We start from the raw sequence: 23022 nt of genomic DNA, 5'->3' as shown, positions 1-23022 counted from the left end.
CTTCAGCCGTTTGTTGATGTGCCTTCATTTTTTCATTGCTAAAGTAACTGAGTTAAAGCGTGTTGATTAGATATAAATCGCTACTTAAGTTTATATTAAAAAAAACCGAAGAAACGAAATTTTATTTTCTTTCTTGAGGCTCTAGTTAGAGTCTTCATGACGAATCAAGCCACCTTAATCTGCCGAAACGTCAAATTAATCCGGGGCATTTTCATTTTTTTGGTTTTAGGCAGCGCATGCATCCAGTGGTGTTGCAAGGTGCCGGACATCACTAACAAATCGCCGTGGCCTAAAACTATATCCAGTTTTTCTTGGCTTTTTTTATGACGTAGCTTGAATAGGCGCTGATCGCCCAAGCTCAATGACGCAATCACCGGATTTTTCCCCAGCTGTTTTTCATCATCGGCATGACATCCCATCGAGTCTTTACCGTCACGGTATAAATTGGCTAATACGCTATTGAAAGCACAGTGGCATTGCTGCTCCAGCTTCTCCCTGATTGCCTGTAACGCCGGAATCCAAGGCATCGGCTGATGATTAACGCCCGAATAACTATACCAGGCACCGGGATCACCATACCAGCATATCAGGCGAGGCACTTTAACCCACCTGCCGTAGATAAAAATGGCTTCTTCCTGCCAAGCCAAATCGGCATGTAACTTTGCAAACAGCAAATCAGCCTCCGGCAAGCTGTAAAATTGTTTGATTAGATAAAGCTCGCCGTCAAAGGGGACTAGGTTGGCTGTCATTAACGCGCAGCAAAAAACCGTTTCATCACCCTGATCAGGTAATCATGATCCAGCACCCCGGCGCTTTCCCTGATGCTGTGCATCGCCCACATCGGGCTGCCGACATCGATTGAGCGTATGCCCAGTTTTGCGGACGTAATCGGCCCGATAGTGCTTCCGCAGGGCATATCGCAACGGTGCGAATAGGTCTGGTAAGGCACTTCGGCCTGTTCGCACCAGTCGGCGAACATCGCTACGGAGACGCTTTCCGAGCTGTAGCTTTGATTGGCGTTGATTTTAATCACAGGGCCTTTATTGACGCTGACTTTATGGCCGGGATCGTAGGCATTGGGGAAATTGGGCTGATAGGCATGCGCCATATCCGCGCTGATCATGAAGCTTTGCGCCAGCGCCCTGGCATAATCCTCGTTGTCGGTTGCGGTCGAAAGCGCTATGCGCTGGAGCACATCGGGCAGAAAACTGCCGTCAGCGCCTTTATTGCTTCGGCTGCCGATTTCTTCATGATCGAACAACGCGCATATCAGCGTAGTGTCCGGCTGCGTATCACTGGAAAGCAATGCCTGCAACGCGGCATGACAGGAAGACAGATTATCCAGTTGGCTGTCTGCATAAAACTCGCTCTCCGCTCCCCAGAAAGCGCCTTTCTGCGTATCGTACACGGCCAAATCCCAGGATAAAATACGCGCAGCTTCTATGCCTGTTTGCTGTTGCAGCAGCGCTGAAAAATAGGCTTGCGGCAGTTGTTCTTCGGTCGATGCCGACAAGATCAGCGGCAACTCGGTCTGCTTTTGCAGTTTTAGGCCGTCTTCATTAACTGTTCTGTTCATGTGTATTGCCAGATTAGGCAAGCGCAGCAACGGTTGATCGAATTTGACCAGCAGACTGGCTATGTCGTCCTGATCGTTTTTATAAGCGATCCGACCGGCAAGACTTAAATCCCTGTCGGTAAAAGTCGCTAAAATGGGTCCGCCATAAATCTCGACGCCCAGTCTTAACAAGCCATCCCCGCTACTGGCAGCATTCGGTTTTATTCTCAAGCCGGGAGAATCGGTATGTGCGCCGATAATTTTAAACCCGGTTTCAGCCAGCGGTTTTTGTCCCTGTACAAACAGGACGATAGACGAATCGTCACGCACCACGTAATAACGCCCACCCGGCTGCAATGTCCATTTGGCGGTTTCGTAAAGACGCTCCCACGCCGGAGTTTGCGTCGCAAGCTGGGCTTCGATGGTTTTAACCACATGCCAGGGACTGGGACTGGCATCGATAAAATCCAGTAAGTTTTGAACCTGCTGTCTAACGCTCATAATCTTTCTTTTAAGTCTAAGGCCGCAGAATTTATGCAGTAACGCAGGCCTGTCGGTTGCGGGCCGTCTTCAAATACATGGCCTAAATGTGCATCGCAGGATTGGCAAGTCACTTCAACCCTGCGCATCCCATGACTGGCGTCGACATGTTCAGCCACGCTGTGTTCAGACAGCACCTTCCAAAAACTCGGCCAACCTGAACCTGAATCATATTTAGTCGCCGAATCGAATAACGGATTGCCGCAGCAAATACACTGATAAATCCCGTCTTTTTTACAATCGGCGTATTTGCCGGTAAACGGCGGCTCGGTAGCTTTCAGCCGGCAAATATTAAATTGCTCGGGCGTTAATTTGTCATGCCACTGTTCATTTTCGTCGCGTTCTTTATCTGTCATATTTTTACTCCTAATAACAACCATTTATAATGTGGGCGCGAATTTATTCGCGCCCACAACCCCCATAACCAAAAGACTACCTGCCAATTGTTATCATGTTTCAATCCACACCCGACCTCATCCGTCGAGTGACAACCGCCGACGGATAGAGGTCGGTGGGTTTTTCCTCCCCGTGAACGAGGAGGTTACCAAAAAGGATAACGATGCCAGTGCATCGTTGTAAAACTCAAATAAGCCCCCCTGAGGGCGATGTTTCAGACCAGCGAAGAAATTTGATGAAAAAACATCGATTAGTTATGATTTTTGCCTATGATACAATGCAATAGTTAAACATTTTAAAAAACGTGATCAACCATGACAGAACTAATGACTAGCGGAATCGAATTAATGTTTACCGGGATGGGCATCGTGTTCCTGTTTTTGACCATGCTGGTAGGCGCTATTGTCCTGATGTCGGCAGTGGTACAGCGCTATTTCCCGGAAATGCCGGTATCGCGGTCGGTACCCGGTATTAGCTCCGACATCGATAAAAGCGTTGTTGCCGCGATAACTGCTGCCGTGCATCAGTACCGAAAAAAGCATAACTAACGGCCACAAGGTCAATGATTAAAAAATTTATCGTAATCACTTGGCAGAGCAGGTACCACGGATTTGACTGAGTAGATGATGCCGTGTCACCCGAGTTCTATTTTTTATAACCAAGTCATTACAATTTATCAAGGTTTCAGGAGAAACAACAAGCATGTCCACCGATATAAAGCAGCCCTTAGGTATCACCGAAGTCGTTCTGCGTGATGCTCATCAATCTATTTTGGCAACCCGGTTGCGCATCGAAGATATGCTGCCTATTTGCGAAAGACTCGACCGGATTGGTTACTGGTCTATTGAATCCTGGGGCGGAGCGACTTTTGATGCCTGTATCCGTTATCTGGGCGAAGATCCTTGGGAAAGACTGCGTCTGCTGAAAGCCGCTATGCCTAACACGCCCCAGCAAATGCTGTTTCGCGGCCAAAATATCTTAGGCTACCGGCATTATGCCGACGATGTAGTGGATAAATTTGTCGAGCGTTGCGTCATCAACGGTATCGATGTGTTTCGCATCTTTGACGCGATGAACGACATGCGCAACATCGAGCATGCCGTCAAAGCCGCACTCCGTACCGACGCCCATGCGCAAGGCACCATCTCCTACACCACCAGTCCTGTACACACCATGGACTTATGGGTAGCGCTGGGCAAACAGATCGAAGACATGGGCGCGCATTCCATTTGTGTCAAAGACATGGCCGGACTACTCAAACCTTACGACGCCTTTGAACTGGTCAGTCGTCTGAAAACCAGTACTGATATACCCATCCATTTGCATTGCCATGCAACCACCGGCTTGAGTGTCGCCAGCATTATCAAGGCCGTCGAAGCGGGCGTGGATAATGTCGATACCGCTATTTCATCACTGAGCATGACTTACGGGCACAGTCCCACCGAGACCATCGTCGCCAGCTTGGACGGTACCGGGCGCGATACCGGCCTGGATCTGGTCGAATTGGAACATATCGCCGCCTATTTCCGGGATATTCGCAAAAAATATGCGCAATACGAAGGCAGCTTAAAAGGTGTCGATAGCCGCATCCTGATTTCCCAAGTACCGGGCGGTATGCTGACCAATATGGAAAGTCAGCTGAAAGAACAAGGTGCCGCCGACAAGTTCGACGAGGTCATGCTGGAAATTCCCCGTGTGCGTGAAGATTTAGGCTTTATCCCCCTGGTCACGCCCACGTCACAAATCGTCGGCAGTCAAGCTGTAATCAACGTAATGAACGGCGAACGTTACAAGAACATCACCAAAGAAACTGCCGGTGTTTTAAAAGGCGAATACGGTGCTACGCCTGCGCCGGTCAACAAAGCCTTACAAGACAAAGTGCTGAACGGCGAGCTAGCCATTACTTGTCGTCCGGCCGATCTAATCGCACCGGAAATGGACAAACTGATTGCCGAAGTTCAGGAAAAAGCCCAGGCCGAAGGCGTAACCCTCGCTGCCAACATCGAAGAAGATGCATTAATTAACGGCTTGTTTGCGCAAATCGGCTGGAAATTCCTGGTTAACCGGGGCAATCCGGCCGCTTTTGAAGCCGCACCTAATGCGGAAACGTTTGCTAATGCGCCGACAGCTAACGCCGTCAACGCAACTACCCCGCCACAAACCGAAACCTATACGGTTAATGTCGACGGCAGAAATTTCAGCGTCATGGTCGGCCCCAACAACACTGCCTTGAGCATTCAACCGAATGCCAGCACACCTCATGCCGCACTGATAGCCAGCAGCGGTGCCACAGTTGAGTCGCCGATGGCCGGTAATATTCTGAAAGTCCTGGTCGATGTCGGCAGCATCGTTGCCGAAGGCGATGTCGTGGTCATCATGGAAGCCATGAAAATGGAGACTGAAGTCCGCTCCAAAACGACCGGTATCGTCAGCACTATCTATGTCAAAGAAGGCAGTGCCGTTGCCGGCGGGGATGTGTTAATTTCCTTATAAAGAACAAGCACAAAGAGCGTAAAGAACCGTAGTACCCGTGGGCATAAAGGGCGACCGGCCGGTCGCCTGTGTCTGAACAAGGGCGACTCATCCGGTCGCCCCTACATGATTTAATTAAAGGGTCATCCCATGGAAAATCTCACTTTACTCTGGCATAGCACCGGTATTTACAACTTTACCGGTGGCCAAGTGTTCATGATGCTGATCGGCTTTTTGCTGCTGTTTCTGGCGATCAAAAAAGGCTTTGAACCCTTGCTGCTACTGCCGATAGGCTTTGGCGCAATACTCAGCAACATTCCGATTGCCGGTATCGCCGAGGAAGGCGGCATTTTGTACTACCTGTATTTCGGCATTAAAACCGGTATTTTCCCGCTACTCATCTTTATGGGCGTAGGCGCAATGACCGATTTCGGCCCGATGCTGGCCAATCCCAAAACCTTGTTGTTAGGCGCAGCGGCGCAATTCGGTATCTTTACCTCACTGCTGGGAGCATTGGCGCTTAATGCCATACCCGGATTGGAATTTACCTTACAAGATGCCGCCGCGATTGGCATAATCGGTGGTGCGGATGGCCCGACGGCTATTTATGTCGCCTCGAAACTATCACCTGACTTATTGGGTGCCATTGCGGTTGCGGCCTATTCCTACATGGCTTTAGTGCCGCTGATACAGCCGCCGATCATGCGTGCATTAACGACTGAGGATGAACGTAAAATCGAGATGCAGCAACTGCGGGCAGTCAGCAAGACCGAAAAAATCGTCTTCCCGTTAATGTTGCTGGTTATTTGCGCCTTGCTGTTACCGTCGGCCGCACCGTTAATCGGCATGTTCGCACTGGGTAATCTGATGAACGCGTGTGGCGTGGTAGAACGCTTGAGTCAAACCGCACAAAACGAACTGATCAATATTATCACTATTTTCTTGGGATTAGCGGTAGGTTCAAAGCTCAGCGCTGAAGCTTTTTTACAAGTCAAAACATTGGGTATCTTAGGCTTGGGAGCGATTGCTTTCAGTATCGGCACAGCCTCGGGGGTGATTATGGCGAAAATCATGAACAAATTCAGCAGCACCCCGATTAATCCACTGATCGGTGCCGCCGGTGTCTCCGCAGTGCCAATGTCAGCAAGGGTAGTCAACAAAGTTGGGCTGGAAAGCAACCCGCATAATTTCTTGCTGATGCATGCCATGGGGCCTAATGTCGCCGGGGTAATTGGTTCTGCGGTAGCAGCGGGAATTTTGTTGAGCTTGGTGAAGTAATCACGGCAACAATAGCCGTTGACTTAAACCATCAGTTAATGAGGACAGGCGACCAACCTGGTCGCCTAGCCGTTTTTTAAATACCTGCCATGCTTAAAATACCAGAAATCAGGCTCAGGATAATTGGCTCATTTCCGAAGCCTTACTGTAATCAACACCCACACTGATCACAAAGCTGCTAGCCTCTTCAATATTCATTGCCGATTTAACGATTCTTGATTTATCGGCAATGACCGTAAAACCGGATGTCGGATTAGGCGACGTAGGAACATACAACACATACTTATCACCCAGTCTGTTGGTCACATATGCAGGCACCCAAAGGCCTTCTTTTGGGTATTCGACATAAACCACTTCCTTAGCGATAGACTGATCATGGGTCGAAAACATATTAATCACTTTTTTAAGCACCCGATAAACCGTGTTCAACAAGGGAATTCTCTCAATAATATGATCAAAAGCGGCAATAACCCAAGACCGGCCTTCTCGGACTAATTTGTGACCGATGTACACCAAAATAATAAAACTAACCGCAAATACCAAGCTGGTATAAAGATAACTGTCCGCATAACCGTAAACCAATTGAAACAAATCGGAAACCCGATCTTTTACAAAAATCATAATTTGTAAAATAATAACAATAGGAATAACGGCAAAAATACCGATCAGGAAATAATTCAACAGCTTTTTAACCCACTCTTTCATTTCTCTCTCCAATTTTATCAGTTTGTCTGTAAAACCCCTTCCTTCAGGTCGGGGATATAAGGGTGCTCTTGATTTTTCTTTTTCAGAGTTGTATGCTCATTTCGTGCTGATGGCGCTAGTCGCCCTAAGTTAGCATGATACTTCCATAGCGGCGGGAATCGCCGGTACTGCTAACTGAGGCACTGTTAGCCAAGTCAGGGGACTTAAATCCTCTGTTCTTGCTCGTGCCGTTGACGTTAGAAGCCCCGTCCTTTAGGTCGGGGTAATTCACAATGACTTCATCATTATCATTAATAAAACGCCGGATGCAAACAAAAATGCGGCAAATATTTTGCATTACCAATCCCGGTATAAAACATTTCTTCCGTCAATAAGAACAATACCACAGCAACCTGAACAAAGCTTACCTTGTCTGCAAATGACACCTTGACATCCTCCCCGACCTAAAGGACAGAGATTCCTACCGCTAGACGCTTATGCCCAAGCGCGAGAATGTTCTTTGCCGCATTAATATCCCTATCATGCGTAGTGCCACACTCGGCACACGTCCATTCTCTTATTCCAAGCCCTGCTCTACCTTTCGGACTACTGGCGCTTATGCAGCCGCAGCACGAACAGGCTTGGGTAGTGTACGACTCGTTGACTTCTATAAACACGCCTTGCGTCGCTATCGACTTATATTCAAGTTGTGTTTTCAGCATCGCCCAGCCTGCATCTAAAACGGACTTTGCCATTTTAGTTTTCGCCAGACCGGACGCGCTGACGTTGCCAACGACAATTAAACTGTTTTCTTTGACTACTTTGTTGCTGAATTTGTGGATTGCATCCTTGCGTCGATGCTTAATCTTGGCATGAATCGCCTTAATGCGCTTTTTATCCCTAGCCCGTTCGCTATGCCCAGCTTGGCTTCGCTATTCCGGTAGCAATCCTGTCTTGCCAAGGTATCGCCATTGGAACAGGTGGCGGTGGTTTTTAAGCCCAGATCAATGCCTATTTGACTGCCTTCCTCTGGCCTTATGTCAACGTCAACATGAACGGCAATAGTAAAATATATCGACCGGCATTGAATTCCTCTTTTTTAATTATTATTGCTCTGAATTTTTATTATACCCGAGGTCGAAAATAAAAATTTATCCGGCGTAACGCAACAAACTGATGCAAACCCAGCCAAAACCTATCGTTGTGATGATAAAACTGATAGCCGAATAAACTTTCCAGATTGTTTTTTCCCAAAAGACCGGATCGAATGCAGCAACAACAAAGACGCAAGGATTGGTGATGCCCCCGATCACCACCAGCCAGCAGGCGGTAACCGATAACGGCACTTTAACGGCATAAAACCCAAGACAGAACAATGCCATTAAGGCAAAATCGATATGTGCCCTGATCAGGGTCTTATAGTCTGTCAGGAATTTGCCATCAATGCCCTTAATTGGAAACCATCTTGCAAAGGTCATCAGCCATGCCGATACCAAAACAGCAAAGATCATCAATACCGCGCCAATTAATAATATTTCCATCGTGTTATCCTATTTGTTATTGTTTATAAAAAAATAATAGACTATACCGGTCGGTATATCGCTATCACAGTATACCGACCGGTATAGCCCCAATCAATCTGTTTTTATGACTACCGCCTATGTCTTTAAATTTGCAAGAAAAAATCCTGCGAGCCGCATCAGAGCTATTCTATAGCCAGGGTATCAGGGCGACCGGGGTCGATGCCATCGTCAAGGCGGCAAACACCACGAAAATGAGTCTTTATAAGTACTTCATGTCCAAAGACGACTTGGTTCTTGCCTTTTTACATAAGCGGGATGAGGATTTCCGAGGCTGGTTTGTCGATCAGGTTGATCGCAAGGCGGATACGCCTAAGGCCAAGTTATTGGCGGTTTTTGATGTGCTTGACGAATGGATGGCTACCCCCAAATTTCGCGGTTGCGCCTTTATCAATGCCACCGCCGAATTTCCGCTGGCAGGTAACCCGGTGCTCCAGGTATCCGCCGAGTTTTATGATCATTTTCGACGCTACATTGCCGATCTGGCAGAGCAGTGCGGTTCAAAGTCCCCGGAAAGTCTAGCGCTGCAATTAAGTCTGCTGCTCGAAGGCGCGATAGTCTCGGAACAGATGAAGCGTCATTCAGGTTCCGCCGAACAAGCCAAGCAGGCCGCTATCATTCTTATCGAACACAGCATAATCGATATTCCCGACACCTCTTTACCAACCAGCAACCCAGGAGAGCAGCAATGAGTGAATTTTTCCATGAAGGTAACCGACAACTGCAAGACCGCTTCGAGACACGACGCATAGCCGACCGTCAGGTCGATCTGATTATCAGTGATCAGATCAGCCCGGAAGACAAGGTATTTATCGAAGAACAGAACATGTTTTTCCTCGCCACTGTTGATTCTGCAGGACGCCCTAACTGTTCCTACAAAGGCGGCAGCGTCGGGTTGGTCAAGGTTGTCGATGAATACACCCTGGCTTTTCCGCTCTACGACGGTAACGGCATGTACCTGTCAGCCGGGAATGTATTGGTTAACCCGCATGTCAGCCTGTTGTTCATCGACTTTCAGCGCCAAGCCCGTCTTCGCTTAAACGGCAGCGCCTTCATACTGGACAACGATCCTTTGATGAATCACTGGCCGGAAGCGCAACTGGTGTTGCGGGTAAAACTGCGGGAAATGTTTCCCAACTGTCCGCGTTATATCCACAAAATGACCCTGGTCGAAGAGTCCGCATTCGTACCCAAACAACATTGCGAAACACCGGCACCGGCCTGGAAACGTCTGGAAGTTGTCGCAGACGTATTGCCGCCCCGCGACGCACATCTGGCCGGTAACGAGCAGGATGCCGCCGCCGCGTTAAACCGCAACTAGCATCATATATTGTAATAAGTCCCGCAGCTCTATTCGCTCTTTTTAACGCGGATCTTGCTGCCGCCCACATTCTGGCCATTGAGGACACTTATTGCCGCCTTGGCCTCGCCTTGCTTGGGCATTTCGACAAAGCCAAACCCCTTGGAACTGCCGGTGTCTTTGTCGATAACCAGGGTGCAAGACTGCACGGTGCCGTGAGCCGCGAACATAGCGCGAAGCTCTTCTTCTGTGGTAGTGCGGGCGAGATTGCGTATCAGTAGTTTCATCGGATTACCGTGTCATTGTAAATTGTATAAATTATACAGCTTCTTAACAAACTTGGCTGATTCAACTCCCTAATGCCATTCAGTTCAATTCCAGTCATCATGCGACTTCTTGCTTCGGTTCATCAAACAATCATTCAATTCCCCTGCCCCATTGCCCTGCATAAAATTGTTCATTCAGCGCGGCCCTGGAACGCGCGGCTAATTCGGCTTCCTTAAAGTCATCATCCAGCATATTCACCTCGGCCTGATAACCGACGGCCATCATCGCCATCGGCTTGCAATCGCCCGGAAGGTTAAAAACCTCGCGGGCTTTTTCAGCATCGAAGCCGCCCATTTGATGCACACACATGCCTAGCGCAGTAGCCTGCAAGCACATGCTGACGCTGGCGGCGCCGGTGTCGTACATCGCCCAGCGATTGGCTTGGCCATTATGATTGAAATTTTCCATGGCGACGGCAAGCATCAGCACCGGCGCGTTATTGGCCCATCGCCTGTTTTTTTCAGCCAAAATTGAAAACGCATGCTGCCAGCCGGTTTCATCGGTGGCTTTATCGCAGACCACAAAACGCCAAGGCTGATCATTAAAACAGGATGGAGCCCAGCGGGCGGCTTCCAGCAGTGACAGCAAATCGTCATGACTCACTGGCTTGTCAGGATCAAAGGCTCGGGGACTCCAACGCGCCTGAATAATGTCGTGGATTTTTACACGGGTTATTGCCGGTTTCTGCTGCATGTTTGCATCCTTTATTTGATTAGATAAAAACTGATTTACCGTGTCAATACGCCATCACGATAATCACGAAACGCCTGTTCGATTTCTTCCCGGCTGTTCATCACAAACGGCCCTGATTGCACCACCGGCTCTTGCAACGGCAGTGCGGCCAACACCAGAAATTGCGCCGACTGAGCTTGAGTTGCCAGCCGTATATTATCGCCGCTAATTAATTGCCCCAGCTGCCCGGCCTTTAAAACCTTATCCGTTGCGCCGACAGCCAGTTCACCGTGGTAAACATAAATTAAGACCGTATGTTGTACGTCTATCGGTATATCCAGCTGTTGCTGGGGACTTAGCAACACATCGAAATACAAGGGCCGAGTCGATACCCCCGTTACCGGGCCGGATATTGTTTGGGTTTCGGCAACGTAGTCCCCGGCGATGACCTTGATATAGCCGCCTTCTGCCAATTCAACCTGAGGGATTTTCGCGGCGGCAAATTCCTGGTAATGCGGCGGATTCATTTTTTCTTTAGCAGGCAGATTAATCCATAGCTGAAAGCCATGTAACAAGCCGTTTTCCTGTTCCGGCATTTCCGAATGAATAATGCCGTGCGCGGCAGTCATCCATTGCACGTCACCCGCTCTCAGATGGCCTTCATTTCCCATATGATCACGGTGCAACATCGCGCCGGCCAGCATATAAGTCACGGTTTCAAAGCCGCGATGCGGATGATCGGGAAAGCCGCCGATGTAGTCGCCCGGCTCATCCGAACCGAATTCATCCAATAAGATAAAAGGGTCAAAAGCGTTTTGTTGCTGCTGACTGACGATACGCTTCAATTTGACACCGACGCCATCCGAGGTATTTTGCCCAGTGATAACGGCCGCGAGTTGTCGTATTTGCTTATTCATCTTTAGCCTCCAGTAGTTTTGTCCCGATCAGAGCGTCCAGCGAATACTGTCCACCGCCCATAAATATCAGTGCCGTGGTTGCTGATAATAAAGCCAACGCATATTCAATGCCATGGGTATCCAGAAAAAAGCCGTTGCCCCAATGCACCAAAAACAACGCAACCAGCATCGTCACCGCATTAATCGTTGCCGCCGGACGCGTTAATAAACCCAGAATTAACGCAACACCGCCAAAAAATTCAGCGCTGCCCGCCAATAAAGCCATGGCAAACCCCGGATGTAAACCCACCGATGCCATCCATTGTCCGGTGCCGTCCAATCCGTACCCGCCAAACCAAGCGAATAATTTTTGGCTGCCATGCGCAGCCAGGATTAAACCGATAGGAACACGCAATATGACGACTTCCAAACCCGCGTCAGAAATAAGTGCTTTTTGGATTAAATTTTTCATAATACCCTCTTAAATGTTTAATAATTGGAAACGTCGAGTTCATTATCAAATTTCTTCGCTGGTCTGAAACCTCCCATTATTTGAGTTTGACAACGATGCACTGGCATCGTTATCCTTTTTGGTAACCTCCTCGTTCACGGGGAGGAAAATCCACCGACCTCTATCCGTCGGCGGGTGTCACTCGACGGATGAGGTCGGATGTGGATTGAAACATTATAAGATTGCCTGAAAGAATAAAAAGCGATAGATTTTGCTTAATAGATTCAAAATATTTGAACAATAATAACCAATAGAAAACATGAAATATCCTATCACTCTTGATGCGCTGGAAGTACTCGATGCAATTGACCGGAAAGGCAGTTTTGCCGCTGCAGCTAATGAATTGTATCGGGTTCCTTCGGCAATTTCTTATACCGTACAGAAACTGGAACAGGATCTGGATGTGGTCTTGTTTCGCAAGGAAGGCAGAAGAGCCGTATTAACGCAGGCCGGAAAACTGTTGCTTGAACAAGGCAGGGAAATACTGGAGGCAACGGAGCGCCTGGCTATCGCTACCAAAAAAACCCATAGCGGCTGGGAGCCTGTGTTCAATATCGCGATAGATTCAATTTTAAACTTTGATTTTATCTATCCGTTAATAGCCAAGTTTTACACGGTACTGCCGACTATTGAAATCAATATTTATGAGGAAGTATTGGGCGGCGCGCAAGAAGCGATAACCAGCAACCGGGCTGATCTGGTCATAAGCGCAGGCGTTGAAGCCACACCGAGCCAGGGCATTAACTATCAAAATATCCGGCAAATTGAATGGATTTTCGCCGTTGCACCGGGACATGAGCTGACCCAAGCATCACAGCCGCTTTCCCGACAGCTGATTGAACAGCACCGTTTTATCGTAGTCAGGGATTCATCCAGAAACCAAGCGCCACAAAGCCATCGGGTATTCAGCAAGCGTCCGGTATTAAGCGTGCAGTCGATAACAGAAAAAATACAGGCTCAATGTTTAGGCTTAGGTGTCGGTTTTTTACCCGCTCACCGGATTCAGGACAAGCTTGAACAAGGTCTGCTTATCGCGTTACCGGTAGAAAATACCATACCCATAGAGACCATAACTATGGCCTGGAAAACAACCAATAAAGGCAGGGTCTTGCGCTGGTTTATCGACCAGTTATCTCAGCATAATTTTATTATGCCATCATAACGATCAAAGAATTTGATCGGCCTGATGTCTTTGAACAACTAAACCATTGAGCAAAAGCTTTTTAACACAGGCGCGGCAAAACGATATCTACAATCGATTGCGAAAAAGTTAAGAACTGCTTGTTACCGGCTTAACCGCGCCAAAAACCAGCCGAGATTATCGATTAACTGAGGCATCCGGTGACCGGCATCGTATCATTATAGTTTTCTACGAAACTGATAACTATTACAATCAGGCGTTATTGTCACGAAAATCCATAAATCATGCCGTCCAAAACAACATTCAAGCCCGCCTGGTGGTTATGCAATAGCCATTTACAGACGCTTTATCCGGCCTTATTAAGAAAAACGCCCAATCCGCCCGATTATCGCCGCGAAAGATTAACCACGCCCGACCAGGACTTTATCGACATCGATTATTGCGGAACCGGCAAACAACCGCTGATTATGCTGGTGCATGGCTTAACCGGCAGCTCGCAATCGGGTTATATCAAAGGCTTGCAAAGCGCACTGCTCAAACAAGGCTTTCGCAGTGTCGCCATTAATTTTCGCGGTTGCAGCGGCTCATCCAATAACAAGGCGCGCAGTTATCATTCGGGCGAAACCGAGGACATTGATTTTCTCTATCAAACCTTGCGACTGCGCGAACCCGATACGCCTTTAGGCGTCGTAGGTTTTTCATTAGGCGGCAATGTGGTTTTAAAGTGGCTGGGAGAACAAGGCAATCAGTTAGATTTGTTTGCCGCTGTGGCCGTTTCCGTACCGTTGCTGTTAGATATTTGCGCGACAAAATTGGATCACGGTTTTTCAAAGCTCTACCGCGTCAATTTACTGCGGGAGTTAAAAGCCTATATACACAGCAAACTGCACCATTTGGAACGCATAGGCCAAACCGAAGAAGCCATGAAGATCAAAGCACTGGGCGATTTATCGAACATCAACTCGTTCTGGCAATATGACGATCAAGTCGTAGCCAAATTGCATGACTTTAACGATGTTAACGATTATTACCGGCGCGCAAGCTCCAGACAATATCTCAAGTCAATCGCGGTGCCCACACTATTGATTCAGGCGGCTGACGATCCGTTTATGACCACAGCAGCCCTGCCCGGCCTGAATGAGTTATCCCCACAGGTACAATTGGAACTTAGCCGACACGGTGGTCATGTCGGCTTTATCTCGGGGTTCATTCCGTTTAGACCTGAATATTGGCTCGAACAGCGTATCCCGGAATTTTTGATGGGTTACGCCGATGCATGACAAAGTTTGCCTTTTTGGATATGGCTTAAAAAATATCTATGGCTGAACCGGCATTATCAGCGGTCAATAATTTCAAGGCAGGCGATCATCGTATGACGGACGATGAAAAGAGTCATGGCTATCGGGTAAAGCGTGTAATGGCGGGTGATCAGCAGACTGATCAGCACCAGACCCACAAGCACACCGATATGGAAACGCGTGCTTTTTTCCAGATAACGCAATTGCACGATAGATTCATGATCGAAATGTTCGCTTTTGTTGATCAGGGTTAGCGTGACGATTGAGGTTAACAGCGCATAATACAGCGGGAAGAAAAAGAACATCGGCGCATTGTCGTTGAACTTCGATGTCCAATAGCCATACCAGACCAACAAACAGCTGGTCGCAAAGCCATCGTGCCAAGCAACGGTGGAGGCTTTTTTCAAATAGCCGACCAGCAAACTGGCTGTCATCATCGTCAGGCCGATACCCAGGGCCATAGGCGTGGCGAGTAGCCTTAGAAATTCGTTTTGGCTATGAACTAGAGCCGCCAGCGACAAGCTGCAAAGAATAAATCCGATCATGATCAAATATCCGGTGAATTTTCTAGGCTTTTCATTTAAGCCGGGACAGCTATTTAAAATGATGTCAACTGCTCCGGTTTAAGTCGGAAACCATTTTTTAAACGACAACATCACCAGCAGGAGCAACGGCAACGCACCATTAGGTTATTGTCCATTTGCTGGTATTCTGGACTAATGGAATAAAATAGACATCGCTTACCAAGTCCCGGTATTTTCCATAGAAAGCCACGGTTCAGCAGGGGCAAGCGGCGCATCTTTTTGCAAAAGCTCGATAGAAATCTTGTCCGGCGAACGTATAAACGCCATATGCCCGTCACGCGGCGGACGGTTGATCAGTACACCGGCATCCATCAGTTTCTGGCAGGTTTCGTAAATATTATCGACCTCATAAGCCAGATGGCCGAAGTTACGGCCGCCCTGATAATCTTCGGTATCCCAGTTATAAGTCAGTTCCAGCAACGGTGCATGCATCTTTTTAGCCTGACCGGCATCCTGCGGCGCATGCAGGTAGACCAGCGTAAAACGCCCGGCTTCGCTGTCCATTCTGTGGCTTTCGGCCAGCCCCAGTTTGTTGCAATAAAAATCGAGGGATTCGTTCAGGTCACGAACCCGAACCATGGTATGTAGATAACGCATCGTGTTACTCCTTATGAATATTGGGTTTTAATTTCAGCATGCCGGTAACAATCGATGGTGTGATCGTTGACCATGCCGGTCGCCTGCATATAAGCATAACAAATGGTGCTGCCGACAAACTTAAAGCCGCGCTGTTTAAGATTCTTGCCGATCAGCTCGGATGTCGGCGTAGAAGCGGGAATTTCGGCGTGGCTTTTCCAGGCATTGTGCAGCGGTTTGCCGTCGACGAATTGCCAGATATAGCCGTCGAAACTGCCAAAATCCTGCTGAACTTTTAAATAAGCCTGCGCGTTGATGACGGCTGCATTGACCTTCAGTTTGTTTCTTATGATGGCCGGGTTAGCCAGCAGTTCGTTGATTTTCTTGTCATCGTACCCCGCAACCGTTTCGGCATCAAAATTATCGAAGGCTAAGCGGTATCCTTCGCGTTTATTCAAAATAGTCGACCAACTTAAACCGGCTTGGGCGCCTTCAAGAATCAGGAACTCGAACAGTAGCCGGCCGTCATGCACCGGCACGCCCCATTCGAGATCGTGATATTGCTCTTCATTAGGGCTGGACAGCGCCCATGTGCATTTTTTCATTGGTGTTCCCGATGTTAAAGTTTTTTGTGTTTCTTATTACCACTATTAAGTTGATGTCCAGCGGGTTGACAATATCCACATCAAACCGCATCATCAATTCATGTTATCTACCGGCTATTTTAACCCATGAGCAATGACAACCTGCAAATCCGTCGTATCGCTATCGATACTTATCATGAAAACGTCGCTTATCTGCATCGCGAATGCGGCATTTACCGGGCTGAAGGTTTTCAGGCGCTGTCTAAAATCCAGGTGAGCAATAACGGCTCCAAGGTACTCGCCGTCCTTAACGTAGTCGATGATAGTTCCATCGTGCAGCCGGGTGAATTGGGGCTGTCAGAGCAGGCCTTCGCGCAGCTTAATGTTGCTGAAGGCTCTCTGGTCACCGTCAATCATGCGGAAGCGCCCAAGTCCATGGATGCGGTGCGCCGCAAAATCAACGGCGAACGCCTCGATCAGGATGACTTCAACAATATAACCAACGATATTGTTGAAGCCCGTTATTCAAAAATGGAAATGGCGGCATTCCTGGTCGCGACCGGGCAAAACAATCTGGATCGCGATGAACTGTTTTTCCTTACCCGCGCGATGTTGCAATCCGGCGACACCATGAACTGGCATGAATCGCTGGTTGCCGATAAGCATTGCATCGGCGGCATCCCCGGCAATCGCACCTCGATGCTGGTCGTGCCTATTGTTGCCGCGCACGGCATGTTGATACCGAAAACCTCCAGCCGCGCGATCACCTCACCGGCAGGTACGGCCGATACCATGGAAGTGCTGGCCGAGGTCAACCTGACGCCGGACCAGCTGCACGACATCGTGCGCCAGGAGCGCGGCTGCCTGGCCTGGGGTGGCACGGCCAGACTCGCGCCGGTCGATGATATGCTGATTTCTGTTGAACGTCCGTTGGGCATCGATTCACAGGGGCAAATGGTGGCGTCGATTCTGTCCAAAAAACTGGCCGCCGGTTCCACGCATTTGCTTATCGATATTCCGGTCGGCCCCACCGCCAAGGTACGGCACATGAATCAGGCTCTGGCCTTGCGCAAGCTGTTTGAATTTGTCGGCGACCGACTCAATATTCATCTGGAAGTGATGATTACCGACGGCCGCCAACCAATAGGTCGGGGCATAGGCCCGATATTGGAAGCTCGGGACATTATGCAGGTGTTGCAAAATGATCCTGATGCGCCGTTCGATTTGCGCCAGAAGTCCTTGCAGCTGGCCGGCAGGATCATTGAATTCGATCCCGACGTGCGCGGCGGCCAAGGCTACGCGATTGCCAGAGACATACTCGAATCGGGCCGGGCCGGAGCTAAAATGAATGCATTGATTCAGGCGCAAGGCGCAAAAACGATAGACCTGCATCCGGGCAGTCTTTGTCATGAGGTTCTGGCCGATAGTGCCGGAATAGTCACCAGTATCGACAACTTTCAAATGGCAAAAATCGCCCGGCTTGCCGGTGCGCCGATGATGAAAAAAGCAGGCGTCGATTTGTTAAAGAAGCTGGGCAGTCCGGTAAAGGAAGGTGAAACCTTATACCGCATTTATGCCGAATTCCCGGCCGATTTTAAATTCTCTCAGGATTTGGCCGCCCACAATAACGGCTACACGATAGGCAGCGAAGAACAAATCATTAAGTCGCTGATTGCCTTTTAATCAGGAACAATCCTATGATGATACTCGCCTTCCCAGACTATTTAAGCCAGGCACAACGCTTGGCCGACTATCTTAATGTGCCGCTAACCAAAGTCGCCCTGCATCATTTTCCAGACGGCGAAAGCTTGATCCGCTTGCCGCCGTCATTACCTGAACACCTGATTGTCTGCCGCAGCCTTAATCAGCCCAACGACAAGCTAATCGAGTTGTTACTGTGCGCCACCACCGCACGGGAATTAGGCGCTAAACGCCTGACGTTGGTTGCCCCGTATTTAAGTTATATGCGCCAGGACATCGCCAATCAGCCCGGCGAAGCGGTCAGCCAGCACATCATCGGCAAACTGCTTGCAGAGCTGTTTGACGATGTGCTGACTGTCGATCCGCATTTGCACCGTATCTCTTCATTAACTCAGGCGATTCCGATAAAAAACGCGATCAGTCTTACCGCCGCCGATGAAATCGGAACTTTTTTAAAACAACAATTCGACCATGCTGTACTGTTAGGACCAGACAGCGAATCGAAACAATGGGTCGGGGCTATCGCAGACAACATCGGTTTCGATTACGCGATTGCCAATAAAAATCGGCTCGGCGATAAACAGGTTGAAATGACCTTGCCTGATAGCGATTACAGCAAGCAAGCCGTGATCATCATCGACGACATGGCCAGCACCGGCAGGACGCTCGCCAAAGCAGCCGAACTGCTGCAAGCCGCAGGTTGCAAAGACATTTACGCCGTTGTCACTCATGCACTGTTTTGCGACGATGCCTACGCCCATATCCTTAAATCCGGCGTCAAAACCATCTGGAGCACCGACAGCATCGACCATCCGAGTTCCTGCATCAGCTTAGACAGACTGCTAGCCGACGCAATTAAGGCAATTACCTGATAAAGCGTTGACAGACACCAAGTCAGTTAATAGACTGGGCTTTTTTTACAGCAATGATAGCCAGCAAGCTTGCAGACCATTGTTCATCGATTTAACAACTTTAAAGAGGACTTCATTTATGCGTATAAAAAACGGGCTAATTGCCACCTTATGCCTTGTATCTCCGTCGCTTTATGCGCATACCGGCGGCCATATCGAGCACAGCTTGATGAGCGGTTTACTGCATCCTTTAACCGGTATCGACCACTTGTTGGTCTTAATGGCGGTGGGCTGGATTGCGGCTAAACAGGGCGGCAAAGCGGTGCTTACCTTTCCGGCTATTTTTCTGGCATTGATGGCATCTGGAGCATTGTTTAATGTTTATGCGGTGCAAATACCGTTTGTTGAAGCATTCATCGCTTTATCGTTGGTGGCGTTTGGCTTGTTGGTCACTATCAGCCAAAAACAACGCGCTAAGATACTCTTTTTGGGCGTATCATTTTTTGCTGTTTTCCATGGCTATGCCCATGCCGCAGAAATTCCAGCCGATTCCAGCGCCTTGATGTATTTTTCGTCGTTAATGCTGATGAGTCTGGTTATTTGCCTGGCTGGCGGCGTATTAGGTCTAAGTACAGGCAAGCGTATGAACTACCTGTTTTCATTAGCCTGCTTAAGCAGCGGCTTGTATTATTTAGCCGCTGTTTAGTCAGTCTTCGGGGCAGAAAACAGGAACATTCTGACGGGGTATTTTGCCCCGTCCGGCTTAGGAATATAATTTATTCGCGCTATAGGCACCCATCCATAACTATTTTCGGCTTAACTTAAAAGTGATGCCCCCACACCTTTAGGCAACTCGCAATAAATAAACCCCCAATTGACGCCTCCTTAAGTTTACCCTATACCCATCCAAATAAATATTTACTCCAATGATGTCCACTGGCGGGAGCATAGAGAATGAATAATCTCGGGATATTTAGCAAAAATATTTCATGCTTGGCAGCATAGCGTTACAATTTCATTATAGTTTTCAAAACACCGATTCGAGAAGTCTGTACGCCGTAATTGCTGTCAAATTTATTCGACTGGATTGAGTTCTGGCAAATAAGGGGCAGTGGCATCAGGCTGCATAGCTCCAGTATTCGATTTTGGCATGATCAAGCCTGCGGTTTTGCTATTCTTAGGACATACGCCGCCAAAAATATAAGCCGCTGTAAATTGTTGCTGTTGAACAATACGGGGCGAGTGCCTTTTTATGGCCAAATACGACTGACTGTCCCACGTTGTCCGACTCGCGCCTCATCTTGAAACCAGTCTTTAACCTGCTTTACATCGATACCTTTCGGTAGTAAGTCTATTGCCGTGTCGCGAAAGTTTTTTTAAACGTATCTTGCTTCTCTTGGCTTTATTTTGGGTGTTTTGAACGAACAGTTATCCAAATTAACCTAAACATCTAAGTAGGTTGTATGCACTATTGAAACAACACTTAACGTGAAACTGCTCTTCAAGGAGAGAGCTGTATATCATGCCCAGTTATTTGGCCTCCAGAGCGATTTTCTTGAAGTTCAATAACCACTTTTTTAAAGTCGAGTTCTTGGCTACCTTTGAGTTTGCGCTTTGCGCCACTTCGAGGCGATTCTTTTAGTCCTTCAAGTCCAGAAGCTCGCAACAACATGGTGTGTGCTTACATTTTCTTCCACCTTACCGCCCTGAGCTGAACCTGATCGAAATACTCTGACGTAAAGTTAAGTACGAATAGTTGCCACTTGATGCCTATCAAAGTTACCGCCACTTGAAAAAGTGAGTGTTGGAAATCCTGAGTGACATCGGTGAAAAATTCCGAATAACTTTTGCGTAACTACTTATAAGGATTCTAATCCATACGCATACAGAATCACCCAAGGATCGTCCAAGTACATCGTCGTTTAGATGCTCGGCTTCAATGCCTTCGCCTATTAACCGGCTTACCAGCTTATTCTGGAAGAACAAGGGCGTCAAATACAGAGCACGATTGGTGAAACCGAGGCCGTTTAATACCATCGCCTTAACGGCTTGACCTATAGATACGGTACGTTTTTCTCCGTCCTACAGAATCACCCGCTCTATCATATCAACTCGCCTATTCCAAATTCGTTATACATACCTACACCAGCCTTAAATGGTTCGGTAGCTTGCTGCCATAGTGTTTTAGGGAAGCCCTTGCGCCTGTTTCAATGCATGCTGCCATGGAAGCATTCCCGATGCTAAAAAACTTGATCATGGGCCCGATTCCACGAGCGGTGGGTATACGAAATGCCGGGTTCCGATAAGGTGATCATGTTTTTAGCGATGATGTGTGAATCTATGTATTCATAAAATACATAAGTTTTCAGAGGGTATTCCGAAAAAATTAGGGGATATTTATTACGAATTACCTAAGCTAGATATTCGTAGGCATGAAAAAAGTCTAGAAGCTGTAGACCTGTGTGTTTTTTCAAAAAGCTCCAATTGTTTTTTCGCTCCATCCATCCGCAATACCTAAATAAAGCACTGAAGGATATTGTTTTTTAATTGGGATGGTTTCCCGCTACAGTCATTCGGTGAAAGTGGCTTTAACATATTCAGGGGCTTCGCCGATATAGATACCATACTGACAGTTGCCCATAGCCTCATATAACGAAATCACACCTGATGCTTCAAATTCATCAAAAAAAAACCCCCGCTACCTATTGGTAGCGGGGGTCTTTTCAATTCCTTAGCTGATAATCGAAATTATTAGCTAATTATTTCATTAAATGAAAGATGGAATTAATGGAGCGTCTACAGTAACCATTTGACGGTCGCCAGCTTCATCAAAGAAGAATAACAGACCAGCAAAACGGCTGTCTGGATCATAGATCAAGTCAGCTAAACGGTAAACTTCCCAAGCAGCGTCAGAAGCAGTAACTTGCACAGTTCTTGTAGTACCTGGAGCGATTGGGCTGTTATCACTAACAGTCAAACCTTCTTCAGCCAACAAGTCATCTGGATAGCCTGTTTCATCTTCATGTACAGCAGGATCTAAGAAACGAACACCAGCAGTATTGAACTCACCCAAACGCACTGCTGAATCACCATTGTTAGTGATAGTCAGTGTCATTTGCATAGCACGACCTGGCACACGATAAGTTGCATCTTCAACTTTAACGTTAACAGTTCTTGCAGGCATTTCAAGAGTCTTCATGCCACGAATCAAACCAGCTTGCAATGGAGTTGTTACTGGATAGGCTGCATTTGTGCTGCTCATACCAAAAGCAATGATGCCAATAGTAGCAACTGCAAAACCCATAGCAACTTTTCTATCAGTAGCACTGATCAAAGAGTCTGCTTTACCGGCTTCAATTGCAAGGAAACGAGGAACGAATACAGGTTTACGAACCCAATATGCCAACCAAGCCAAACCTAATGCATACCAGAAAGCGTGCCAGAAGTAAACGTTACCCAAGTTATATGTTTCTAAATCGATAGTATCGCCTAGCAACGTAGTAACTGGATTAACGAATGATCCCATAGAACCAGTAACGGTTACCCATTTACCTGGACCGATGATTGGACCACCACCTTGAACGTTCATCATAGTGTGAATGTGCCAATCGCCTGGACGACGTGCTTTCAACAATACTTTAAACTCATAAGTTTCACCCAGTTCAAGAGAAACAGAACGAGGAACTAATTGACCACCGATCCATGAACCTTGACGAATAAAAACAGGTCCTGGAATACCAATGTTCAAGAAAGACACTTCTGGTTTATCAACAGTTTCAGGCCATCCCGCGAAAACGTGGAATTTACCAGAAATCGTCATAGTATCATTCACAGGCACAGTATCTTTTGACCAGTTCAGGTCAAACCAGTGAATTGTACGCATACGCATAAATGCGGCTTGCGACTTTTCACCATGAGCAGATGCAGTTGGTGTGTAAAACATCGCTGCTGTAACAGTTACCAGCAGTGCGACAAAGGATAATTTAGCAACCTTGTCTTTAATTAATTTCATATATCCTCCTCTATAATAGAGAATCTATAGTTTTCAGAGTATCTGATGTCAACAGCATAAATTG

Annotated in this window: 24 protein-coding genes and 1 pseudogene; 10 read left to right on the top strand and 15 right to left on the bottom strand. The window is 47.7% G+C overall.

The features are described 5' to 3' along the window. Window positions 1-164: 164 nt before the first annotated feature. The 3 genes from ABXJ76_RS01990 to msrB are packed head-to-tail and all read right to left on the bottom strand — an operon-like array spanning window position 165 to window position 2451. On the bottom strand, window positions 165-749 hold the full coding sequence (locus ABXJ76_RS01990; RefSeq protein WP_432743605.1) for an alpha-ketoglutarate-dependent dioxygenase AlkB family protein: 585 nt from the start codon (window positions 747-749) through the stop codon (window positions 165-167). Next, window positions 749-2056, bottom strand: coding sequence for a M18 family aminopeptidase (locus ABXJ76_RS01985; RefSeq protein ID WP_432743603.1), 1308 nt, complete (start codon window positions 2054-2056; stop codon window positions 749-751). Before ABXJ76_RS01985 ends, ABXJ76_RS01990 begins: the two co-directional genes overlap by 1 nt. Continuing rightward, window positions 2053-2451, bottom strand: coding sequence for a peptide-methionine (R)-S-oxide reductase MsrB (gene msrB / locus ABXJ76_RS01980; RefSeq protein ID WP_432743601.1), 399 nt, complete (start codon window positions 2449-2451; stop codon window positions 2053-2055). Before msrB ends, ABXJ76_RS01985 begins: the two co-directional genes overlap by 4 nt. A 354-nt stretch (window positions 2452-2805) precedes the next feature. Between msrB and ABXJ76_RS01975 the strand changes: the two genes are divergently transcribed. The 3 genes from ABXJ76_RS01975 to ABXJ76_RS01965 all read left to right on the top strand — a co-directional run bounded on the left by ABXJ76_RS01975 (window position 2806) and on the right by ABXJ76_RS01965 (window position 6241). Next, entirely contained in the window at window positions 2806-3039 is a 234-nt protein-coding gene (locus ABXJ76_RS01975) for an OadG family protein (protein WP_432743599.1), read from the top strand. A 154-nt stretch (window positions 3040-3193) separates the two neighbouring features. Next, on the top strand, window positions 3194-4984 hold the full coding sequence (oadA, locus tag ABXJ76_RS01970; RefSeq protein ID WP_432743597.1) for a sodium-extruding oxaloacetate decarboxylase subunit alpha: 1791 nt from the start codon (window positions 3194-3196) through the stop codon (window positions 4982-4984). A 129-nt stretch (window positions 4985-5113) separates the two neighbouring features. Continuing rightward, the gene (locus ABXJ76_RS01965) at window positions 5114-6241 is read left to right on the top strand and encodes a sodium ion-translocating decarboxylase subunit beta (RefSeq protein WP_432743595.1); all 1128 of its coding nucleotides are present in this window, start codon (window positions 5114-5116) and stop codon (window positions 6239-6241) included. Between the two features lie 114 nt (window positions 6242-6355). On the opposite strand, the gene ABXJ76_RS01960 is transcribed toward ABXJ76_RS01965, so the two are convergent. The 3 genes from ABXJ76_RS01960 to ABXJ76_RS01950 form a co-directional block, all read right to left on the bottom strand. Further along, window positions 6356-6946, bottom strand: coding sequence for a DUF502 domain-containing protein (locus tag ABXJ76_RS01960; protein WP_432743593.1), 591 nt, complete (start codon window positions 6944-6946; stop codon window positions 6356-6358). Between the two features lie 443 nt (window positions 6947-7389). Further along, window positions 7390-7803, bottom strand: a complete 414-nt coding sequence (locus ABXJ76_RS01955) for an RNA-guided endonuclease InsQ/TnpB family protein (protein ID WP_432746416.1) — start codon at window positions 7801-7803, stop codon at window positions 7390-7392. 273 nt (window positions 7804-8076) lie between these two features. Continuing rightward, window positions 8077-8466 (bottom strand): hypothetical protein, encoded by a 390-nt coding sequence (locus ABXJ76_RS01950; RefSeq protein WP_432743591.1) that lies wholly within the window; start codon window positions 8464-8466, stop codon window positions 8077-8079. A 119-nt stretch (window positions 8467-8585) separates the two neighbouring features. Here ABXJ76_RS01950 and ABXJ76_RS01945 point away from each other — a divergent pair, with 119 nt between their 5' ends. Together ABXJ76_RS01945 and ABXJ76_RS01940 are read left to right on the top strand one after the other, a co-directional pair. Continuing rightward, window positions 8586-9197, top strand: coding sequence for a TetR/AcrR family transcriptional regulator (locus ABXJ76_RS01945; RefSeq protein WP_432743589.1), 612 nt, complete (start codon window positions 8586-8588; stop codon window positions 9195-9197). Then, window positions 9194-9826, top strand: a complete 633-nt coding sequence (locus ABXJ76_RS01940) for a pyridoxamine 5'-phosphate oxidase family protein (RefSeq protein ID WP_432743588.1) — start codon at window positions 9194-9196, stop codon at window positions 9824-9826. Before ABXJ76_RS01945 ends, ABXJ76_RS01940 begins: the two co-directional genes overlap by 4 nt. Before the next feature lie 29 nt (window positions 9827-9855). Here the strand turns inward: ABXJ76_RS01940 and ABXJ76_RS01935 are convergent, their stop codons facing one another. The 4 genes from ABXJ76_RS01935 to ABXJ76_RS01920 form a co-directional block, all read right to left on the bottom strand. Beyond that, window positions 9856-10092, bottom strand: coding sequence for an RNA recognition motif domain-containing protein (locus ABXJ76_RS01935; protein WP_432743586.1), 237 nt, complete (start codon window positions 10090-10092; stop codon window positions 9856-9858). Window positions 10093-10222: 130 nt separating this feature from the next. Next, the gene (locus ABXJ76_RS01930) at window positions 10223-10825 is read right to left on the bottom strand and encodes a nitroreductase family protein (protein WP_432743585.1); all 603 of its coding nucleotides are present in this window, start codon (window positions 10823-10825) and stop codon (window positions 10223-10225) included. 35 nt (window positions 10826-10860) lie between these two features. Further along, on the bottom strand, window positions 10861-11721 hold the full coding sequence (locus tag ABXJ76_RS01925; protein ID WP_432743584.1) for a pirin family protein: 861 nt from the start codon (window positions 11719-11721) through the stop codon (window positions 10861-10863). Continuing rightward, window positions 11714-12172, bottom strand: coding sequence for a DoxX family protein (locus tag ABXJ76_RS01920; protein ID WP_432743582.1), 459 nt, complete (start codon window positions 12170-12172; stop codon window positions 11714-11716). The genes ABXJ76_RS01925 and ABXJ76_RS01920 overlap by 8 nt, the downstream gene beginning before the upstream one ends. A gap of 298 nt (window positions 12173-12470) precedes the next feature. Here ABXJ76_RS01920 and ABXJ76_RS01915 point away from each other — a divergent pair, with 298 nt between their 5' ends. Both ABXJ76_RS01915 and ABXJ76_RS01910 read left to right on the top strand, forming a co-directional pair. Further along, a complete protein-coding gene (locus tag ABXJ76_RS01915; RefSeq protein WP_432743581.1) occupies window positions 12471-13373 on the top strand; it encodes a LysR substrate-binding domain-containing protein in 903 nt (300 codons plus the stop codon). A 263-nt stretch (window positions 13374-13636) separates the two neighbouring features. After that, window positions 13637-14632 (top strand): hydrolase, encoded by a 996-nt coding sequence (locus ABXJ76_RS01910; RefSeq protein ID WP_432743579.1) that lies wholly within the window; start codon window positions 13637-13639, stop codon window positions 14630-14632. A gap of 56 nt (window positions 14633-14688) precedes the next feature. On the opposite strand, the gene ABXJ76_RS01905 is transcribed toward ABXJ76_RS01910, so the two are convergent. The 3 genes from ABXJ76_RS01905 to ABXJ76_RS01895 form a co-directional block, all read right to left on the bottom strand. Beyond that, complete coding sequence (locus ABXJ76_RS01905) at window positions 14689-15195, bottom strand: hypothetical protein (protein WP_432743577.1); 507 nt, start codon at window positions 15193-15195, stop codon at window positions 14689-14691. Window positions 15196-15390: 195 nt separating this feature from the next. Next, window positions 15391-15831, bottom strand: coding sequence for a VOC family protein (locus tag ABXJ76_RS01900; RefSeq protein ID WP_432743576.1), 441 nt, complete (start codon window positions 15829-15831; stop codon window positions 15391-15393). An 11-nt stretch (window positions 15832-15842) separates the two neighbouring features. Continuing rightward, window positions 15843-16415, bottom strand: coding sequence for a DNA-3-methyladenine glycosylase I (locus ABXJ76_RS01895; protein WP_432743574.1), 573 nt, complete (start codon window positions 16413-16415; stop codon window positions 15843-15845). 126 nt (window positions 16416-16541) lie between these two features. Here ABXJ76_RS01895 and ABXJ76_RS01890 point away from each other — a divergent pair, with 126 nt between their 5' ends. The 3 genes from ABXJ76_RS01890 to ABXJ76_RS01880 all read left to right on the top strand — a co-directional run bounded on the left by ABXJ76_RS01890 (window position 16542) and on the right by ABXJ76_RS01880 (window position 19652). Then, window positions 16542-18077, top strand: a complete 1536-nt coding sequence (locus ABXJ76_RS01890) for a thymidine phosphorylase family protein (RefSeq protein ID WP_432743572.1) — start codon at window positions 16542-16544, stop codon at window positions 18075-18077. 14 nt (window positions 18078-18091) lie between these two features. Then, window positions 18092-18967: a ribose-phosphate diphosphokinase gene (locus tag ABXJ76_RS01885; RefSeq protein WP_432743570.1), complete on the top strand. Its 876-nt coding sequence runs from the start codon at window positions 18092-18094 to the stop codon at window positions 18965-18967. 118 nt (window positions 18968-19085) lie between these two features. After that, a complete protein-coding gene (locus tag ABXJ76_RS01880) occupies window positions 19086-19652 on the top strand; it encodes a HupE/UreJ family protein (protein WP_432743568.1) in 567 nt (188 codons plus the stop codon). A 1190-nt stretch (window positions 19653-20842) separates the two neighbouring features. On the opposite strand, the pseudogene ABXJ76_RS01875 reads toward ABXJ76_RS01880, so the two are convergent. Beyond that, window positions 20843-21010, bottom strand: a pseudogene (locus tag ABXJ76_RS01875) (DUF4277 domain-containing protein); the annotation flags it as partial. Window positions 21011-21713: 703 nt separating this feature from the next. Continuing rightward, window positions 21714-22958, bottom strand: coding sequence for a bacterial ammonia monooxygenase, subunit AmoB (gene amoB / locus ABXJ76_RS01870; RefSeq protein ID WP_432743566.1), 1245 nt, complete (start codon window positions 22956-22958; stop codon window positions 21714-21716). Window positions 22959-23022 lie beyond the last annotated feature (64 nt).

The organism is Methylobacter arcticus (assembly GCF_050917435.1).
Lineage (GTDB): Bacteria > Pseudomonadota > Gammaproteobacteria > Methylococcales > Methylomonadaceae > Methylobacter_A > Methylobacter_A titanis.
This window is presented reverse-complemented; position numbering and strand designations above follow the sequence as displayed.